The organism is Micromonospora sp. DT47, assembly GCF_049844475.1.
Taxonomy (GTDB): Bacteria; Actinomycetota; Actinomycetes; order Mycobacteriales; family Micromonosporaceae; genus Micromonospora.
The window spans coordinates 50608-68996 of the sequence record NZ_JBNCLC010000028.1 but is presented as its reverse complement, the minus strand read 5'-3'; the positions used below and the strand labels follow the sequence as shown (position 1 = coordinate 68996).

The 18389-nt window shown below is 71.5% G+C and carries 13 protein-coding genes and 2 pseudogenes; 10 read left to right on the top strand and 5 right to left on the bottom strand.

Annotation, left to right across the window (positions count from 1 at the left end; translation table 11 throughout):
- Positions 1 to 313: 313 nt before the first annotated feature.
- The 5 genes and pseudogenes from ACLQ2U_RS28860 to ACLQ2U_RS28840 all read right to left on the bottom strand — a co-directional run.
- A pseudogene (locus ACLQ2U_RS28860) lies at positions 314 to 1547 on the bottom strand (LLM class flavin-dependent oxidoreductase); the annotation flags it as partial.
- 86 nt (positions 1548 to 1633) lie between these two features.
- Positions 1634 to 2893 (bottom strand): threonine synthase, encoded by a 1260-nt coding sequence (locus tag ACLQ2U_RS28855; RefSeq protein WP_425754050.1) that lies wholly within the window; start codon positions 2891 to 2893, stop codon positions 1634 to 1636.
- Entirely contained in the window at positions 2890 to 4140 is a 1251-nt protein-coding gene (locus tag ACLQ2U_RS28850; RefSeq protein WP_425754049.1) for a M24 family metallopeptidase, read from the bottom strand. The genes ACLQ2U_RS28855 and ACLQ2U_RS28850 overlap by 4 nt, the downstream gene beginning before the upstream one ends.
- Positions 4137 to 5153: an LLM class flavin-dependent oxidoreductase gene (locus tag ACLQ2U_RS28845; protein ID WP_425754048.1), complete on the bottom strand. Its 1017-nt coding sequence runs from the start codon at positions 5151 to 5153 to the stop codon at positions 4137 to 4139. Before ACLQ2U_RS28845 ends, ACLQ2U_RS28850 begins: the two co-directional genes overlap by 4 nt.
- Positions 5153 to 6421, bottom strand: a complete 1269-nt coding sequence (locus tag ACLQ2U_RS28840) for a cytosine permease (RefSeq protein WP_425754047.1) — start codon at positions 6419 to 6421, stop codon at positions 5153 to 5155. Before ACLQ2U_RS28840 ends, ACLQ2U_RS28845 begins: the two co-directional genes overlap by 1 nt.
- A gap of 295 nt (positions 6422 to 6716) precedes the next feature.
- Between ACLQ2U_RS28840 and ACLQ2U_RS28835 the strand changes: the two genes are divergently transcribed.
- The 10 genes and pseudogenes from ACLQ2U_RS28835 (at position 6717) to ACLQ2U_RS28790 (ending at position 18287) form a co-directional block, all read left to right on the top strand.
- Complete coding sequence (locus ACLQ2U_RS28835) at positions 6717 to 7799, top strand: PucR family transcriptional regulator (protein ID WP_425754046.1); 1083 nt, start codon at positions 6717 to 6719, stop codon at positions 7797 to 7799.
- A gap of 1009 nt (positions 7800 to 8808) precedes the next feature.
- Positions 8809 to 9849, top strand: coding sequence for a LacI family DNA-binding transcriptional regulator (locus tag ACLQ2U_RS28830; RefSeq protein WP_425754045.1), 1041 nt, complete (start codon positions 8809 to 8811; stop codon positions 9847 to 9849).
- Between the two features lie 68 nt (positions 9850 to 9917).
- Positions 9918 to 11201, top strand: coding sequence for an extracellular solute-binding protein (locus ACLQ2U_RS28825; protein ID WP_425754044.1), 1284 nt, complete (start codon positions 9918 to 9920; stop codon positions 11199 to 11201).
- Positions 11198 to 12124 (top strand): carbohydrate ABC transporter permease, encoded by a 927-nt coding sequence (locus ACLQ2U_RS28820; RefSeq protein WP_425754043.1) that lies wholly within the window; start codon positions 11198 to 11200, stop codon positions 12122 to 12124. Before ACLQ2U_RS28825 ends, ACLQ2U_RS28820 begins: the two co-directional genes overlap by 4 nt.
- Before the next feature lie 94 nt (positions 12125 to 12218).
- Positions 12219 to 13031: a carbohydrate ABC transporter permease gene (locus tag ACLQ2U_RS28815; protein WP_425754042.1), complete on the top strand. Its 813-nt coding sequence runs from the start codon at positions 12219 to 12221 to the stop codon at positions 13029 to 13031.
- 4 nt (positions 13032 to 13035) lie between these two features.
- On the top strand, positions 13036 to 14106 hold the full coding sequence (locus tag ACLQ2U_RS28810; RefSeq protein ID WP_425754041.1) for a glycoside hydrolase family 130 protein: 1071 nt from the start codon (positions 13036 to 13038) through the stop codon (positions 14104 to 14106).
- Positions 14107 to 14187: 81 nt separating this feature from the next.
- Positions 14188 to 15471: a Gfo/Idh/MocA family protein gene (locus tag ACLQ2U_RS28805; RefSeq protein ID WP_425754040.1), complete on the top strand. Its 1284-nt coding sequence runs from the start codon at positions 14188 to 14190 to the stop codon at positions 15469 to 15471.
- A gap of 14 nt (positions 15472 to 15485) precedes the next feature.
- Positions 15486 to 17522, top strand: coding sequence for a hypothetical protein (locus ACLQ2U_RS28800; protein WP_425754039.1), 2037 nt, complete (start codon positions 15486 to 15488; stop codon positions 17520 to 17522).
- Between the two features lie 51 nt (positions 17523 to 17573).
- Positions 17574 to 18160, top strand: a pseudogene (locus ACLQ2U_RS28795) (alpha-amylase family glycosyl hydrolase); the annotation flags it as partial.
- Positions 18114 to 18287 (top strand): hypothetical protein, encoded by a 174-nt coding sequence (locus ACLQ2U_RS28790; RefSeq protein ID WP_425754054.1) that lies wholly within the window; start codon positions 18114 to 18116, stop codon positions 18285 to 18287. The pseudogene ACLQ2U_RS28795 and the gene ACLQ2U_RS28790, both read left to right, overlap by 47 nt.
- Positions 18288 to 18389: the final 102 nt, after the last annotated feature.

The following is an 18389-nucleotide window of genomic DNA, read 5'->3' as shown; positions in this document are numbered from 1 at the left end:
GCGATGTCCGCGCCCAGCGTCGGGCAGTTGAATGGCTCGCCGACAACTCGCTCGTCGACGACGAAACGGCCACGCGACTCGTGACGGAGCACCGGGACCCCGACCTGCCCTGACTTCGGTGCCCAGACAGCGGTGATCCCCGAACGCCAAGCGCGTAGATGTGCCGGCACGGGGGAGCAGATTGGGAGCAGCAGGGTGCACTGAACGGCCCGCAACTGCACTCAGCAGCGTTGAACTGCTCTGAACGGCACTGGCCCCGACCTGCGGCTCTACGTTTTGGCTGGTCAGGGGCGGTGCAGCGTCCCGGTTCACACCGAAGAGTCTCGACGCGGTGCAGGACGAGGATGGCCTGCATGATCGCGGTCGCGCGGCGGGGGCAGCAACGCAGCTTGGTGAGGATCTTCCTGGTCTTGAGCGTGGCGATGGCTCGTTCGCCGAGGGCGCGGATCCGGGACTGCGTACGGTTGACAGCCCTCTGGCGGTGGGACAGCTTCGGCCGGTACCGGTGACGCTTGAACGGCGTGCGCACGCTTCCGCCGGCTCCCCGGTAGCCCTCGTCCACGAAGGTCATCACGTCGGCGCTGCGCAGCGCGTCGATGATGCGGTGAACGCGGGCGGCAGCATCCGAGATGACCTGCACGTTCACGCCGTGGGCCGCGATAGTCAAGGCGCGACGTGGGCTACCGGGCCCGTACGACCGCGTCCGCCACGCGCAGCGTTTCGTTCGGGTCGACGGCCGGGTCGTCCCGCACCACTGCGACGTCCAGCCCGGCCTCCTCCAGACGGTCGAACGCCCGGGCCGCGTCGGCCACGGTTCCGGCGGCCACGACCGCGTCGAGCAGGTCGTCGGTGACGAGGTCGGTGCGCGGGACACCGCGACGCCAGCCCTCCCGCAGACTCCCCGCTACGTCTGGTCCCACGCCGGCCAAGCGCGTGATGATGTGGTCGCCGTGCACGCCGAGAAAGCGCGCCACCATGGGACGGATCCGGTCCCGCGCGGCCGCCGGGTCCTCGTCGACCGCTACCCCCACGTACGCCGACAGCTCCAGGTCCGGGCCGACCTGCTCGCGCACCCACCGCACGTACTCCGGCCCGGCGAGGATGGACAGTAGTAGGCCGTCTGCCAGCTTGCCGCCGCGTGCGACGGCCTGGGGGCCCTTGACGCCGAGCACGATGGGCGGATCGGGGCGCACCGGCGTGAAGGACATTCGGGTGTCGACGCGGAAGAACTCGCCGTGGAAGCTCACATGCGCGCCGGCGAGGAGCTGCCGCAGCACAGCCACCGCCTCCAGGGTGCGGGCGAGCGGCCGCCGGAACGGGATACCGAGCTGGTCGGACATCCAGTGCTCGTTGCTCGCGCCCATTCCGAGCACCGCGCGTCCACCGCTGATCTCGTCCAGGGTGGCGAACTCCATCGCGGTCAGCGCGGGATGTCTCGTCCACGGGTTCACCACCCCAATGCCGACTCGGACCCGCGACGTCGTCGCCGCGACCGCCCCGGCCAGCGCGAACGCGCCGCGCTCCAGGTAGTCCTCGGTCAACCACACGTCGTCGAATCCCGCCGCCTCCGCGGCGACGGCGGCCCGCACTGCCCCGGCCGAGTCGCGGTGGCCGGAGATCGAAAACGCCAGCCTCACGTCGTCTTCCTCGCCGAGAGCGCGTCATCCAGGGCAGCGACCGACGGTGGGATCACCGCGACGTCCGGCAGCCGGGCAGCCGTCGCCGCCACGTCCTTCAGCCCCGTCGAGGTGCCGATGATCACGACGGTATCCTGTTCGCCCACCACGCCGGCGGCGGCCGCCTTGCCCAACGCCACGGCCGCCGTCACGCTCGAGGCCTCCAGGTACACGCCGGCCTCCCGGGCGAGCTGCAGCTGGGTCGCCATGATCTCATCGTCGTCGGAGGTTCCGTACGCGGTACCGTCGCTCGCGCGCAGGGCCGCGAGGCTCTGCTGGGTGCCGAACGCGGAGGCGGTGGAGAACGCCACCGACGGCCGCACGGAAACCGGCCCGGCGGCGGCCGCCCCCGACGCGAGGGCGGCGGCCAGGGGGCCGAACGGCTCGGCCGCGATCAGCCGCGGGACGCGGTCGATCATCCCGATCGCCGCGATGTCCGCAAACCCCCGCCCGATGCCGGCGAGCCCGTCGCCGTAGGCGACCGGGACGACAACCACGTCCGGCGGATGGGGAAGCTGCTCTACCAGTTCGTACGCGATCGTTTTGTAGCCGTCGACACCGTACGAGTTGGATCCGGCCGGCGGGTCGGCGAACCCGGACATGGCCATCCACCCCCGGGTAGCGACCAACTCCCGCATGAGTGACCACCGGTCTGCCGGGCGCTGCAGCGCGACGACGTCGGCCCCGTACGACTGCATCAGGGTCTTCATCGTCGCCGGAACCGAGGCCAGCGTGAGCACGACGCAGCGCAGCCCCGCCCGGGCCGCATAGGCGGCGACCGCCGCGCCGTGGTTGCCGGTGCTGGCCACCACCACGGTCTCGGCACCGACCTCGACGGCCTTACTCACCGCCACCGCCGCCAACCGGTCCTTGTAGGACCAGGTGGGGTTGCGACTCTCGTCCTTCACGAACACCGCCCGCACCCCCGACCGCTCGGCCAGGCCGGGGAGGTTGACGACGGGCGTGCCGCCCTCGCCGAGGCTGACCGGCGGGGTGCCGGCGGCGAGCGGGAGCATGGCGCGGTACCGGAACAGGCCCGGCTGCGCGGGGTCGACCGGCAAATGGTCCATCCCCGTGAGGTCGAACACCGGCAAGATGTTGGCGGGGACACCCTCCCCGGCGCACCGCGGGCAGCCGCCGCCGATCAGAGCGACGGCGGGGTCGGGATAGCGGCGGTCGCAGCGCACGCAGGCCAGTTGCCCGTTGTACCGGCTCATGCGGGCACCACGGCCAGCTCCCGGTCGCCGGAGCACAGCATCTCGATCCCAGTCCCGGTCACCACGACGGTGTCCTCCACCATCATGCCGCCCCAACCCAGCTCGTAGTACGGCGTCTCGAAGCAGAACGTCATCCCCGCCTCAAGTGCGACATCGATGCCGGGGGCGATCACCGGCGGCTCATAGATGGACAGGCCGATGCCGTGGCCGCAGTGCTGCCGGCGGTAGCTCCCTACGCGGGCGCCGGTCGCGTCGAACCCGGCGCGGAACAGCTCCGCGGCGGTGACGCCCGGGCGTGCCAGCTCGAGCTGCGCCTGTTCGCCCGCGTGCACGGCGGCGTATACACGCCGCTGGCGCTCGTCGGGCTGACCGAGCACCGCCGTGCGCCCGATGTCCGACCAGTAGCCCTCGACCACGCAACCGACGTCGAAGCGGGCCGCCTCACCCGGCCGCCACCGCCGGTCGGTGGGCATGGCGTCGGCGAGGGCACTCCGCTCGCCCGTGGTGGCGACCACGAAACGGGGGTCGCCACCGCCGGCCACCATCGCGCCGGCGACCACCGCCGCCAGCTCCCGCTCAGTGACACCCGGTACCGCCGTCGCCAGCGCCGCCCGCACCGCCGACTCCGACAGCCGCGCGGCGTACCGCAGCATCGCGACCTCGCCGGGAAGCTTGATAGCCCGGGCCGCCATGACGACAGCCGTGGCGTCGTCAGCGCCGGCGAGCACCTCGGCGAGCTCGGGATGACCCGACGCCTCCTCAAGCCCGAACCGGATGCCACGCGGAAGACGACCAACCACCGACCGCAGCGCGGCGGGAAGGTCGGAATGCCGGTCGGCCATCCGGGAGATCTCGACGCGCTCGTCGGTCACGGCCATTCCCGCTTCGACGTAGAACCGCCCGAACGGCACCAGCCGGTCCACCGGCACGCCCCAGTCAGCCGCGGCCGGCGCGTCCGAGGCGGCGCACACCAGCCAGAGATCGTCCCCCGTGACAACGGCCGCGATCCGGTGGGCGCGGAACACCTGGCCCGGCACGCTGCGGTACCCGGTCGCGTAGTGCACGCTCTCCGGCTGGGTCAGGACGAGCGCATCGTAGGGCGCACCCGCCAGACCGGCCCGCAACCGCGCCAGCCGCTCCCGGGCGAGCACACGAGGGTCGATGTCCGGCCACGGCGGGAGCTCGGCCTGCGGCAGCGCTCTGGTCACGGCCTCGGCCACCGACGGTCCGCTCGCCAGCGTCGTCATGACACCACTCCCGCCGGTGCCATGACATCTTCGCTGAACTGCGCCATCGCGTCGATGGTCTCCTCGACGGAATCGGCCGCGAACAGCAGTGCCGCCATCGTCGTCACACCGGCCTCCCGGTACGCCTCGACCTGCTCCGCGACGTCCTGGGGAGTGCCGATGAGGTTACGGGAGACGAGGTCCTCGACACCTTGATCCTTCAGCGTGGTCTTGGACAAGGACAGCAGGTGACGGAAGATCTGGGAGGACTCGAACCGGCGCCGGGCCTGCTCCCGGGTCGCGGCAACGCTCACGCCCACCTGCAGGGCCACTTCGAAATTGCCGGGAAGCTCGCGACCGTGCTGCTCGGCCTCGTCGCGGATCAGCCGCAGGCCGGATCGCACCTCGCCGACCGACAGGCAGGCGGGCAACCAGCCGTCAGCCAACCTCGCCGCCCGGGAGCGGGATCCCGGCGAGTTGCCGCCCGACAGCATGGGGAGGTGGCCCCGGAACGGTTTCGGATAGCTCTCCACGTCCTCGAACGCGACCCACTTGCCGTGGAAGCTGGCACTGCGTTCGGTGAACAGCCGCTGCAGCGCCAAGATCGCTTCCTCCGCGTGCTGCCCGCGGTGGATCTTCGTCGCCGGGTGCATCGCCTCGAACTCCTCGCGGTAGGCGCCGATGCCGACGCCGAGCACCGCCCGCCCGTGTGACAGCTGGTCCAGCGTCGCCGCCTGCTTGGCGGCCACGACCGGATGGCGGAAGGGGAGCACCATGATGGCCGTGCCCAGCCGGATGCGGTGGGTGACCGCGGCGACGTAGCTGAGGTACGCGAACACGTCGTAGTAGCGGGGCGGCTGGTCGAAGTCCGCGCGCACGTACCGCTGAGTGGTCACGTGGTCGTTGCCCCAGATGGAATCGAACCCCAGACGCTCGGCCGCGCGGGCCAGCTCGACAGCCTGGTCGATGTCGGCGTACGGCACCGTGTACATCAGCCCCTCGGTGCCGGTCGGCACCCCCAGCCCGAACCGCATCACGCCTCCACCGTGTCGACGGTGCTCACGCGGCTGCGACGCAACAGCAGACCGACCACGGTGTAGAGGACGAATCCTGAGACGAGCCCCTCGATGGCGTTCACCATGAGGAACTCACCGAACCAGGCGATCAGTGCAGCGGCGATCCAGCAGGCCACCGCCTCCCACCGAACCCTGGGGACGCCCTGCAGGACCCGTGCGGCGTCCGTGTGCCGCTGCACGACCCAGAAGTGGGCGATGAGCAGGCCGGCGAACGGAGGCACGACGACGCCGATGACCCCGAGGAACTTGTTGAACTGGTCGGCGAGGCCGAGGAACGCGATCCCGACGGCGATCACGACCGCCACGACCGTCCAGACCGGCTTGGTCAGCTTCAGCTTCATCAGGTTGGAGGCCGACGTGAAGGCCAGGGACGCGGAGTAGATGTTGTTGTCCGCGGTGTTCCACAGCGCGAGGAACAGCAGGACCGCGGCGGGGGCGAGCAGGCCCAGGCCCTGCATCACGATGACGAAGTTGCTCTGGCCGACCTTCATGGCCGATACGGTCGCGATGACCTCGAAGGTGCCCACGCCCACAACGAAGCTCAGGAAGCAGGAGATGACCACGTCACGCGCGCGCAACGCGTAGCGCTGCACGTCCGACACCAGCGCCGCTCCGGTGACCCATGTCGCGACGACGGCACTCACCGCCGCCGGGAACCCGATCGCCGCGGCCGGCGCCACCGCGAAGACTTCACCGAAGCCACCGTCGAGGCTTCCGATGCGTACGAGCGCGAAGACGCCGATCGCCACCTGGACCGGAACCGCGACCGCGGAGAAGCGGTGCAGACCCTTGAAGCCGAAGATCGCCGTCGTGAGGATCGCGAGCGCGAAGGCCACGACGAACACCGACCTCGGGATCGCCGGGATCAGGTGGTTGACCGCACCGCCCCACGTGTCCATCAGTACGCCGATGAACCCCATGGCGACGATGCCGAGCACGATTGAGACCAGCACCGAGCCGAAGCTGCCGAACACGGCACGCGAGGCGAGGTAGCTCGTCAGCCCGGTGCGGAACCCGATGACGCCGATGAGTGAGGCTACGACGGCGAGGACCAGGTTGCCGAACGCGATGGCGGCCATGCCCTCGCCGAACGTGGTGCCGGCGCCGATGACTCCGCCGACGAGGAAGCTGCTGACGCTGATGTTCCAGCCGACCTGCACCACGATCAGCTGGAGGAGGGGTTTGCGCCGGGACCGGGGGACGGGTTCGAGAGCATGGTCGTCCATGGTCTCAGCGATGTTGCGTTCATTCGTACGGACTGGTGGTTCCTTGACGGACATCGCACTCTCCGGCATCAGGCGACGGGGGGATCGCGCTCGACGAGACTGGTCGTCGTTAGGGATTCCCCACATACTTTCCTAAGGTCTTCGCCAGCGCTACGTGGGATAACCGGAAGATCGGTGGTGAGCTCTTGTGGATGTGACACAAAGAGCACGGGTTCTCTCCGACCGTGTTAACGACATCGCTCGAGCCTTGGTCGGCGGTGTTTGGCGGCAGTTGCCCGGCTATGACGAAGACCGGATGGAGCTGGACGACCTGGCGGGCGTCATCACCCCGAACATCCGAGCCCTGCTGCTCGCCGTCGCCGAGCGGCGAACCCCGCTGAAGGAGGAACTGACCACCGCCGCGGAGCTAGGGGAGCGGCGCGCGGTCCAGGGCGTGCCGATCGAGGCCGTCGTGACCTCCTGGCACATAGCCGAGCGGGAGATCCTCTTCCGGATAGCGACCTTCGGTCCGCCGCTCCTGGCCGAGGAACATCGCCAGGTGGCACGCCACCTCGCGACGGCGATCGACGCGATGACCGCCGCCTCGACGGACGCCTACCGGCGTACCCGGATCGAGGTGGCCGCGCACCTGGAGCAGATCGCCACCGACATCGTGTCGCGGCTGACCGGTGCCGAGCCGTTGGACCCGGTGGTCATCGAGGACCGGGCACGGCTGGTCGGGGTCGCTGTCCAGGAGGAGCATCGCGCCCTGGCCGTACGGGTCGCCCGTGACGACGACCCCCACCGCATGGCACGGGCGCAGCGGCTGGTGCTCGACGCCATCAGACCGAAGCTGCACAGCCGGACAGTGGTCGGATCGCGCGGAGACATCGTCGTCATCGTCACGCCGGAGGTACCCGGGCTGACGGACATCCTCGGGCGCGTCGTGCAACGATCGAAGCACGACGCCTTCGTCGTGGGCGTCGGCCTACCCCGCCCCCGCTTCGCGGAAGTCGCCGGCTCGTGCCGCGAGGCCATGGCCGCCGTCGAAGTCAGGCGCCGGCGCCCGTCCGGCCCGGCCGTCGTCGAGTTCGCCGCCGTCGCGGCCGACGTGCTCCTGCTGGAGAACCCGCTCGACTCACGGCACGTGATCCGCAGCGCGCTCGGCCCGATCCTCGCCCGGCCACAGCTGATCGAGACATTGGCGACCTACCTGCGGTGCGGCCTGTCCACCCGGGCCACCGCCGCAGCCCTCGGCGTGCACGAAAACACGGTGACCTACCGCATGCGCCAGATCACCGAGGCGCTGCGGGTATCCGGCCCGTCGGATCTCGTGCGCGCCGATGTGCTGATGGCGCTGCGTGCCCGGGAGCTCGGGGCCCTCGCGTCTCCCCTCTAACCGATCGGCGAGTGGGCGAGGGCGGGTCGGGGGTGCCGGCGTGGCCGGACACGTCCACGCCCTGCACAGCTGGCGTGGGGAGTCCGCGCTGGCTGGAGGCGGGCGCTAGAAAGTGGCGAAGCGAGCGACGACCGGTGCGTGGTCCGGCACGATGGCGGCTTCACGGCTGCGGGTGGAGGCGCCATTCTCCCCGGCCTTGGTAGATGCGGGAGTGACGGCGTCCGGTCCGTCGCTGAGACCCCCGCACAGGATCATCGGCATGCCGGGCTGTCCGTTGACGGCGGCTGCGGTGAGTAGACGGAGGGCCGCAGGCGTACGGGTACCCACACGCCTGCGGCCCCTACCACCACGGAAGCTGCAGCTTGGACCATGGACCTGCAGGCGGACAGTGGGGGTTCCGGTCTTGCCGGCTAGCGTCCGTCCGGGATGGCGAGGCGTTTGTGCTCCGGCCACGCGCGGGGTGCTTGCTGCTGAGCGGCCAGGTATCGATCTTGGCCCTGCCTCTCGATCAGCCTCCTGCTTCTCGTCAGTCCGCTTCGCGAAGCGGCCCGCGACGCGAGTTGGTGCGCGAGCCCGTAGCCGGCGCGCGTCGAGGTCGGCCAGGAAACAGCGAGCCGAGGCGGGGGGTGAGGACGCGTTCGACGTCACGCGGGTAGTGCAGCGTCCTTGGTGGGGCGCAGGTGGGTACCGCAGCGCCGCTCCAGTGTCCTGGCCGGGCGGTGCGGTCCGCTCGGGTCGACGCGAGCCACTCTTCGCGGGCCCGGCGCGCTGCGGCCTGCGACGGGTAGCCACCCCGGCGCACCCGTTCCGACCGGCCAAGCAAGTTCGTCTTGATCATGCCGAACGTGATGCGGCACGCCCACCACCCGCGGTCGGCGCCATCAATGGTCACCAAGTTGATCGGAGCAAGCCATTGATTCCGTTCACTAAACCGGTCTAGCATTCTCCAAACCGGTTTAGCGACCGGTGGTCCGCTCCACGACCTAACTGGTACGGGAAGGAGGTCGAGGTGGTCAGACAAGGTCGGCCGACGATCACCGACGTCGCCCGTGCCGCCGGGGTCTCCAAGGGAGCGGTCTCCTTCGCCCTCAACGGCCGGCCCGGGGTGGCCGAGGGGACCCGCCAGCGGATCCTGGCGGCGGCGAAGGCGATGGGCTGGACCCCGAGCCACCGTGCCCGGGCCCTCTCCACCTCCCGGGCGTTCGCCGTCGGCCTGGTCCTTGCCCGCCCGCCGGAGCTGCTCGGCGCCGACCCGTTCTTCCCCGCCTTCATCGCCGGTGTGGAACGGGTCCTCGTCGAGCGGAACCAGGCGCTGGTCCTCCAGGTCGTCACCAGCCAGCGGGCGGAGGAGGGCGGCTACCGGCGGCTGGCTGCCGACGGGCGGGTGGACGGGGTCTTCCTCCTCGACCTGCGGATCGCCGATCCCCGGATCGCCCTGCTGGAGGAGCTGCGGCTGCCCGCCGTCACCCTCGGCCGTCCCGACGTGGCCAGCCCGTTCCCGGCGGTGCTCGTCGACGACCGGCCGGGGATCACCGCCGCTGTACGCCATCTGGTGGAGCTGGGGCACCGGCACGTCGCGCACGTCGCCGGCCCGGACCACTTCCTGCACGGGAGGGCCCGGCGGGACGCCTGGGAGAACGCGCTGCGGGCCGCCGGGTTGCCGCCCGGGCCCTGCGTGCCCTCCGACTTCTCGGCGGCCGGCGGGGCCCAGGCCACCCACCAACTGCTCGACCTGGCCGACCCGCCGACCGCGATCATCTACGCCAACGACCTGATGGCGATGGCCGGCATGGCCGTGGCCCGGGAACGTGGCCTCGACGTCCCGGGCCGGCTCTCGCTCACGGGCTTTGACGACACCGAACTGGCCGCCCACATCAGCCCGGCGCTGACCAGCGTCCGGACCGATCCGTCCGGGTGGGGCGGCGCCGCCGCCCGTGCCCTGCTCGACCTCATCGACGGCGACGGCGGCGCGGACGTCGAGATGGCCCCCGCGCAGCTCGTCGTCCGCGCCTCCACCGCCCCACCGCCCACACCACACCAATCGCCGTGACCAGCCGGCCGGCCGTCGCGCCGGCCCGGCCGGTCGATCGTCACGGCGGTCGAGATCGGAGACCCATCATGAAACGGACCGTCCCCGCCGCGTTGCTCGTGCTCTCCCTCGGCCTCACCGCAGCCTGTAGTGACGGCGGCTCCGACGCCGAGGCCGACTCCTCGGCCAAGGGGCCGATCACCATCTGGCTCTCCAACAACAAGGAGGAGCTGGCCTGGGGCACGGCGATGGTCGAGGCGTGGAACAGCCAGCACGCCGACCAGAAGATCACCGCCCAGGAGATCCCGGCCGGCAAGTCCTCCGAGGAGGTCATCGGCGCCGCGATCACCGCCGGGAACGCCCCCTGCCTGATCTTCAACACCGCGCCGGCCGCCGTGCCGCAGTTCCAGAAGCAGGGCGGGCTGGTCGCGCTGGACGACTTCGAGGGCGCCAAGGGCTACATCGAACAGCGGACCGGTTCGGCCGCCGAGCAGTACAAGTCGCCGGACGGCAAGTACTACCAGATGCCCTGGAAGGCCAACCCGGTCATGATCGTCTACAACAAGGCGATCATGCAGAAGGCCGGTGTCGACCCGGAGAACCCGCCGCTCGGCACGTACGCGGAGTTCCTTGACACCAGTCGGAAGATCAAGTCCTCCGGTGCCGCGCAGGCGGCCATCTACCCCTCGCCGACCAGCCAGTTCTTCCAGTCCTGGTTCGACTTCTACCCGCTCTTCATCGCCGAGACCGGCGGGAAGCAGCTCGTCGAGGACGGCAAGGCGCAGCTCAACTCGGCCGAGGGGCAGCGGGTCGCCGAGTTCTGGAAGTCCCTCTACGCCGAGGGGCTGGCCCCGAAGGAGCAGTACAACGGTGACTCCTTTGGTGAGGGCAAGGCCGCCATGGCGATCGTCGGCCCGTGGGCGGTCGCCGTCTACGGCGACAAGATCAAGTGGGGTCTGAAGCCGGTCCCGACCTCCGCCGGCAAGCCCGCCGCCGAGACGAAGACCTTCAGCGACGCCAAAAACGCCGCCATGTACTCCTCCTGCCAGAAGCGGGGCACCGCCTGGGAGGTGCTGAAGTTCGCTACCAGCCAGGAGCAGGACGGCGCGCTGCTGAAGGCGACCGGCCAGATGCCGCTGCGGACCGACCTGACCGCCACCTACCCGGACTTCTTCACCCAGAAGCCCGCCTACCGCGACTTCGCCGACCAGGCCGGGCGCACCGCTGAGGTACCGAACGTGCCGAACTCCATCACCATCTGGCAGACGTTCCGGGATGCGTACTCCGAGTCGGTGATCTTCGGCAAGCGGCCGGTGGCCGACGCGTTCGGCGACGCCGCGCAGAAGGTCGACGGGCTAGCCGGCCAGCGATGACCGCCCGCCTCACCCGGGGTACGCACCAGCACCCCGGCCGCCGACCGGTGACGGCCCTGCTCGGCCGTCACCCGGTCGGGCTGGCCCTGATCGCGCCCTACGCCGCGTTCATCGTGCTGGTCTTCGCGTACCCGCTCGGGTTCGCCGTTTGGATTAGCTTCCACGACTACTTCTTCGCCGCGCCGGGAGCCCAGGTCGAGCGTCCCTTCGTTGGGCTGGAGAACTACCGGGCGGTGATCGGCGACCCGGGGGTCCGGCAGGCGTTCGGCAACATTCTGGTCTTCCTGCTGATCAACGTGCCGCTCACCGCCGTGCTGGCGCTCACGCTCGCCGTGGCGCTCAACCGGGCCATCCGGGGGCGCACCTTCCTGCGGGTCGCCTACTACGTGCCGTACGTGACCGCCAGCGTCGCCGTGGTCGGGGTCTGGCTCTTCCTGTTCAGCTCGGACGGCCTGGTCAACAGGGTCCTCGGCCCGCTCGCCCCGGACCCGTCCTGGCTGGTCAACGAGACGCTCGCGATGCCGCTCATCGCGGTCTTCGTGGCCTGGAAGCAGCTCGGCTTCTTCATCCTGCTCTACCTCGCCGCGTTGCAGACCGTCCCGAAGGAGCTGTACGAGTCGGCGGCGGTGGACGGGGCGACTGCCTGGCAGCGGTTCCGCTCGGTGACGGTACCGGCGGTCCGCCCCGCCACCACCCTGGTGGTGATCCTGGCGACCATCACCGGCGCGAACCTCTTCACCGAGCCCTACCTGCTCACCGGAGGCGGCGGCCCGAACGGCGCCTCCACCTCCCCGGTGCTGCTGATGTACCAGCGCGGCATCGAGCAGGGCGCCCCGGACGTTGCGGCGGCGATCGGTGTGCTGCTCGTCGTTGGCGTCGTCACCGTATCGATGATCAACCGTCGACTGCTGGAGAGGCCCTGACATGTCGACCAGCACCCTCGGCACACCTACACCCACACCCGCACCCGGAGCGTCCGCGCCCGTGGCCCGCCGTCGCCCCGGCACCCTCCGACAGGTGCTGCGCACTACCGCCCTGGTCGCCTTCGCCCTCGCCTTCCTCTTCCCGTTCTACTACATGTTCATCGGGTCGTTGCAGGCCGAACCGGACACCTCCCCGGCCGGAGCTTTCCCTACCGGCGGCCTCACCCTGGACAACTACCGGGAGATCAACGCCGAGATCAACCTGCTCCGATCCCTGGCCAACTCCGGGATCTTCACCGGCGGGGTCATCCTCGGCACGGTCGTCTTCGGCGTACTCGCCGGCTACGCGCTGGCGCAGCTCAGCTTCCGGGGCCGGGGCGCGCTCTTCGGCCTGGTGCTGCTGGTCCAGGTGGTGCCGTTCCAGCTCCTGCTGATCCCGCTCTACGTGCTGATCGTGCGCGGCTACGGGCTGGCCGACTCCTACCTCGGCATGATCCTGCCGTACGCGATCAACACCACGGCGGTCTTCGTCTTCCGGCAGTTCTTCCTGCAACTGCCGGCCGACCTCTTCGCCGCCGCCCGCGTGGACGGCGCGAGCGAACTTCGCATCCTCTGGTCGGTCGCGCTGCCCCTGGTCCGTCCGGCACTGCTCACCGTGGTGCTGCTGACCTTCATCGGCCCGTGGAACGAGTTCCTCTGGCCGTTCCTGATCACCAAACAGACCGACATGCAGCCGCTGGCTGTCTCGCTCGCCAACTACCTGAGCAACGTCGCCGCGCGCGCCGCCAACCCGTACGGCGCGATCCTCGCCGGCGCCTGTGTCCTCGCCGCCCCGGCCGTGGCGCTCTTCGTCGCCTTCCAAAGGCACTTCACCTCCACCAACATCGGATCTGGCGTAAAGGGTTGAACCGTTGACTGTCTCCACCGTCGTCCCGTACACCCTCACCCGACTCGGCGTAGTCATGGCGCCCGAAGCGGGGGAGCCGCTGGAGGCCGAGGGGGTGTTCAACCCGGCCAGCGGACGTACCCCGGACGGGAAGCTGCACCTGCTGCCCCGGCTGGTCGCCGAGGGGAACGTCTCCCGGGTCGGGCTCGCCGAGGTCGAGTTCCACGACGGGGTACCGGCCGGGGTGATTCGGCGCGGCGTCGTCCTCGCCCCCGACGAGGGGTGGGAGCGCGGGCTGAACAACGCCGGGGTAGAGGATCCGCGCACCACCTGGGTGCCGGGCCTCGGCACCCACCTGATGACGTACGTCGCCTACGGGCCACTCGGCCCGCGCCTGGCCCTGGCCGTCTCCACCGACCTGCGCACCTGGCGCCGGCTCGGCCCAGTGCAGTTCGCGTACCAACCGGACCTGGACACCGACCTGAACCTCTTCCCGAACAAGGACGCGGTCTTCTTCCCCGAGCCGGTGCCCGGCCCGGACGGCCGCCCCTGCTACGCCATGCTGCACCGGCCGATGTGGGACCTGGGCTGGTTCCGTCCCGGTGAGGGGGTGCACCTGCCGGCCGGGATCACCGACGAGCGGCCCGGCATCTGGATCTCCTACGTCCCCGCGGAAGAGGTGCACTCCGACATCACCGCCCTGGTCCGGCTCCGCGACCACCGCTGCGTCGCCCTGTCCGAGTTCCCCTACGAGGAGTTGAAGATCGGCGCCGGCCCGCCACCGGTCCGGGTGGAGGAGGGCTGGCTGCTCATCCACCACGGGGTGACCGGCCACATTCCCGACGCCTTCGACCCCAGCACTCAGAAGGTCGAGTACGCGGCCGGGGCGATACTGCTCGACCCTTCCAACCCGGGCCGGGTGCTGGCCCGCACCGCCGAGCCGATCCTGATGCCCGAGACCGAGGACGAGCGCTTCGGCGCCGTGCCGAACGTGGTCTTCCCGACCGCGATCGAGGAGATCGACGGGATCCGGTACGTCTTCTACGGGATGGCCGACGCCAAGATCGGCGTCGCCCGGCTGGACCGTGTCCGGTGAGCGGCGCGGCCGGGCCCGGCCGGCCATCGTGACCGGGCCGGTGCCCACGACCAAGGCGGCTGCCGCGACGGGGCGGGCCCGGTGACCGGCCCGGCCGCGCTGCGCCTCGGCGTCGTCGGGGCCGGCGGCTTCGCCACCTTCCTCACCGGCGCCCTGCGTGACCTGCCGGACGTGACGGTGACCATGGTCGCCGACCCGGACACCGACCGGGCCGGGCAGCTGGCCAGGACGCTGGCCGCCCGGGCGGTGCCGGACTGGCAGGCGCTGGTCGCCGCCGACGACGTGGACGTCGTGGTGGTCGCCACCCCGCCGGCCGGCCACGCGGAGACCACCCTCGCGGCGCTGCGCGCCGGCCGGCATGTCTTCTCCGAGAAACCCCTGGCCACCGGCGAGGACGACGCCATCGCCGTCCGGGACGCGGTCGCCGCCACCGGTCGTGTCCTGGTGGTCGACCACGTGCTGCGCTACAACCCCGTGCTACGGGCGCTGGCCCGGCTGCGTGACCCGAGGTTCGGCACGCCGCCCGGTTCCCCGTCCGGCCCGCCGCCCGACCCGCTGCTCGGCCCGGTCCGGCGGCTCGCCTTCGAGAACGACGCCAGCGACGAGGACCTCGGCCCGGAGCACTGGTTCTGGGACGAGCGGGTCAGCGGCGGGATCTTCGTCGAGCACGGCGTGCACTTCTTCGACGCGGCCGACGCCCTGGTCGGCTCGACCCCCGAGTCGGTGCAGGGCATGCTCGGCCATCGCCCCGGCAGCGACCTGGTCGACCTGGCGGTCGCCACCACCCGATACCCGGACGGCGCGGTGGCGACCTTTGCGCACGGCTTCAGCCACGCCCACCGCTGTGAGCGGCAACTGATGCGGATCGACTTCGGCACCGCCGAGGCCCGGGTGACCGGCTGGATCCCGGTGCACGCCACCGTCGACCTCTGGACCGACGACGCCGGAGCCGCGCTAGTCGAGAGCCTGCCGGCCCGGGTCGGGGAGCTGCTCGCCGTCGATGGCCACAGGTTGAGTGACCGAGCCGCCGTCAAGGTGGCGGCACGCCGGCACGCCGGCCCGGCACACGCCCGGGAGCGGGGCCACGAGCGCCGGCTGCCGCATCGCTGCCGGATCATCGTCGACCTCGGCGGCGAGGCCGCCAAACCCTACGTCTACGCCGAGAGCGTGCGGGCCGCCATGCACGACCTGGTGCGCTGCGTCCGTACCGGCGACCGGCCCGTCGCCGGTGTCACCGAGGGCGCGACGGCGGTGACCGTCGCCGCCGCGGCCCGCCGCTCCGCCCGCGAGGAACACACCGTCCACCTCGGACGACGGTCGTCGGAACACCCGACGGCTTCCCCCACCACCGCTCACCCGTCCTGACCGAGGAGACCCCCGTGAAACGCCGATCACTGCTGCTGGGCGGCCTCGCCCTCACCACCCCGCTGCTGACCCCCACCCCGGCCGGAGCCGCCGCCCCCGCCTCCGCCCCGCCGAGCACGGCCGGGCTGGATGGCCCGCTGACCAACCTCGCCCACCTGGACTTCCTCCGGCAGGACGTCACGCCGCCGGATCAGCACGGGCACTCCACCTACCGGCTCGCCGACACCCCCGCGATTGGGATGCTCTGGACCTACGCCGAACCCGGGCCGGACGGCGAGTTCCGCCGGGTCGGCGGCGGAGCATACGACCCGGAAACCGACACCTGGGGGCAGGGCGCCTACAACGCCGACGACATCTCCCGGGCCGCGGTGGTCTACCTGCGGCACTGGCGGCAGACCGGGGCCACCACCAGCCGGGACGCGGCGTATCAACTCCTGCGCGGCCTGACCTACCTGCAGACCGCCGACGGTCCGCACGCCGGCAACGTGGTGCTCTGGGTGCAGCCAGACGGCACGCTCAACCCGAGCGCCGAGCCGAAGGAACTGCCGGACCCGTCCGACAGCGACGCGTCGTACTGGCTGGCCCGGACCATCTGGGCTCTCGGCGAAGGGTACGCCGCGTTCCGCGCCACCGACCCGGACTTCGCCGGCTTCCTACGGAACCGCCTCGACCTGGCGATCGCCGCCGTGCAGCGCCAGGTGCTCGTCCGCTACAACCAGTGGCAGATCATCGACGGGGAACGTACCCCGGCCTGGCTGATCGTGGACGGCGCGGACGCCACCGCCGAAGCGGTCCTCGGTCTCGGCGCCTACGTCGAAGCCGGCGGCGGCACCACCGCCCGCCGGGCGCTGCGCCAACTCGCCCGGGGCATCACCGCCCTCGCCGACGGCGACGTGCGGGAATGGCCGTTCGGCGCGGTACGCCCCTGGGCGCTCTCCCGCTCGGTCTGGCACGGCTGGGGCGCCCAGATGCCGGCCGCGCTCGCCCGGGCCGCGCAGGCACTCGGCGACCGGACCCTGCTCGGCCCGGCCGTCACCGACTCGGCCGTCTTCACCCCCTGGCTGCTCACCTCCGGAGGCCCGGACAACGGCCGGCTGCCCACCCGCACCGACCGGACCCAGATCGCCTACGGCGTCGACTCCCGGGTGCAGTCGCTGCTCGCCGTCGCCGACGCCAGCGGACGCTCCGGATTCGCGCAGCTCGCCGCCGTCACCGCCGCCTGGTACTTCGGCGCGAACCCGGCCGGGACGCCCGGCTACGACCCGAACACCGGCCGGGCCATCGACGGCATCAACGGAGACGGGCACGTCAACCGGAACTCCGGTGCCGAGTCCACCATCCACGCGCTGCTCAGCATGCTCGCCCTGGACGCCCGGCCTGAACTGGCCGCACTCGCCCGCCGGACCGAGATCGTCGAACGGATCGGCGCAGTGACCCTCGAAGCCGAGAATGCCTCCCGCCTGGGCGGCGCGACCGTGGTCACCCCACCGTCCGCGTGGACCGGCGAATCGCTGATCAGCGGGGCGTACGTCGACCTGCCCGCCGGGGCCGGGCTGCGCTGGCAGTTCCCGCCAGCCGACCAACCCCGGCTGGTGCTGCCCGTGGTGAACCTGCGCCCCGGCGTACCCGCCCGGACCGTCTGGCGCAGCGACGCCGGACCGCTCGGCGAGGTCGACCACGCCCGGGTCGGCACCCAGGGCAACTCCCCGGCGCCGGGCGCGCTGCTCCCGGTCACCCTGCCCCGCGAACTCGCCGCCCACGCCACCGAACTTGCCGCCCAGGCGACGGCCGGGGAGCCTGCGACCGTCGACGCGGTCGTGCTGGAGCCGCTGGTCTCCCGGCTCACCCTGGCCGGCGACGGGCGGAGCACGACGCTGCTGCGCAGCGCCGCCCGGACCGCCCGGACGGCGGAGGTCACCCCCGGCGGCACCGGACCGGCCACCGTCGAGGTGTACGACGCGGCGGGTGTGCTCCGCGCGCAACGCACCGGCACCGCCACCACGCTGCGGGTCACCGTGCTGCCCGGCGGCTTCACCCTGGTCCGCCGGTGACCCCGGTCCGCGCCGGGGGAGCCGTGGTGGCGCGGCGGGGTCTGCTACCAGGTGTACGTCCGCAGCTTCGCCGACTCGGACGGGGACGGGACCGGTGACTTGCCCGGGGTGACCGCCCGCCTGCCCCACCTGGTCTCCCTCGGCGTGGACGCCGCCTGGCTGACCCCGTTCTACCCGTCACCGATGGCCGACGGCGGATCCAACGTCGCCGATCATCGCGACGTCGACCCGGTCCTCGGCACCCTCGCCGACTTCGACGCGCTCGTCGCCGAGGCGCACCGGCTCGGCCTGCGGATCGTCTGCGACCTTGGTGCCCAACCACACCTCGGACCGGCGCCCATGGTTCCGGGCGGCGCTCGCCGCACCGCCGGGCAGTGCCGGCCGCCGCCGGTACGTCTTACGCCCGGTCGATGACGACCACCCGGACCGGCCACCCAACGGCTGGCGGTCGGCGTTCGGCGGGAGCGCCTGGCGGCGGGCCCGACGAGTGGTACCTGCACCTGTTCAGCCCCGAGCAGCCCGACCTGAACTGGGACAACCCGGAGGTGCCGGCGGAGTTCCGGGAGATCATCCGGTGGTGGCTCGACCGGGGTGTGGACGGGCTGCGCCGCGACATGGCGCACGCCGCTGTTCAAGCACCCCGACCTGGTCGACGCCGGCCCCGGAGACCAGATGTGGATCACCGTGAAGTACAGCTGGGGCCTGACCCTGCAGTCGTCGGAGAAGTCCGTGCCGCAGACCATGCTCAACAGCTGCAGCTCCTGACCGCGCAGTTCCGGCCGGCGGCGCCGCCGTCTCGGATGCGACCGCCGGCCGGCCCTGAGCCGTCACTGGGGCGGGGACGAGACGGCGTCGCCGGCTTGCACC

Coding starts and splice junctions, on each gene's coding strand:
- ACLQ2U_RS28840 (WP_425754047.1), bottom strand. CDS start 6,421: ATGGACGACCATGCTCTCGAACCCGTCCCCCGGTCCCGGCGCAAACCC.
- ACLQ2U_RS28855 (WP_425754050.1), bottom strand. CDS start 2,893: ATGAGCCGGTACAACGGGCAACTGGCCTGCGTGCGCTGCGACCGCCGC.
- ACLQ2U_RS28820 (WP_425754043.1), top strand. CDS start 11,198: ATGACCGCCCGCCTCACCCGGGGTACGCACCAGCACCCCGGCCGCCGA.
- ACLQ2U_RS28850 (WP_425754049.1), bottom strand. CDS start 4,140: ATGACGACGCTGGCGAGCGGACCGTCGGTGGCCGAGGCCGTGACCAGA.
- ACLQ2U_RS28835 (WP_425754046.1), top strand. CDS start 6,717: ATGGAGCTGGACGACCTGGCGGGCGTCATCACCCCGAACATCCGAGCC.
- ACLQ2U_RS28845 (WP_425754048.1), bottom strand. CDS start 5,153: ATGCGGTTCGGGCTGGGGGTGCCGACCGGCACCGAGGGGCTGATGTAC.
- ACLQ2U_RS28825 (WP_425754044.1), top strand. CDS start 9,918: ATGAAACGGACCGTCCCCGCCGCGTTGCTCGTGCTCTCCCTCGGCCTC.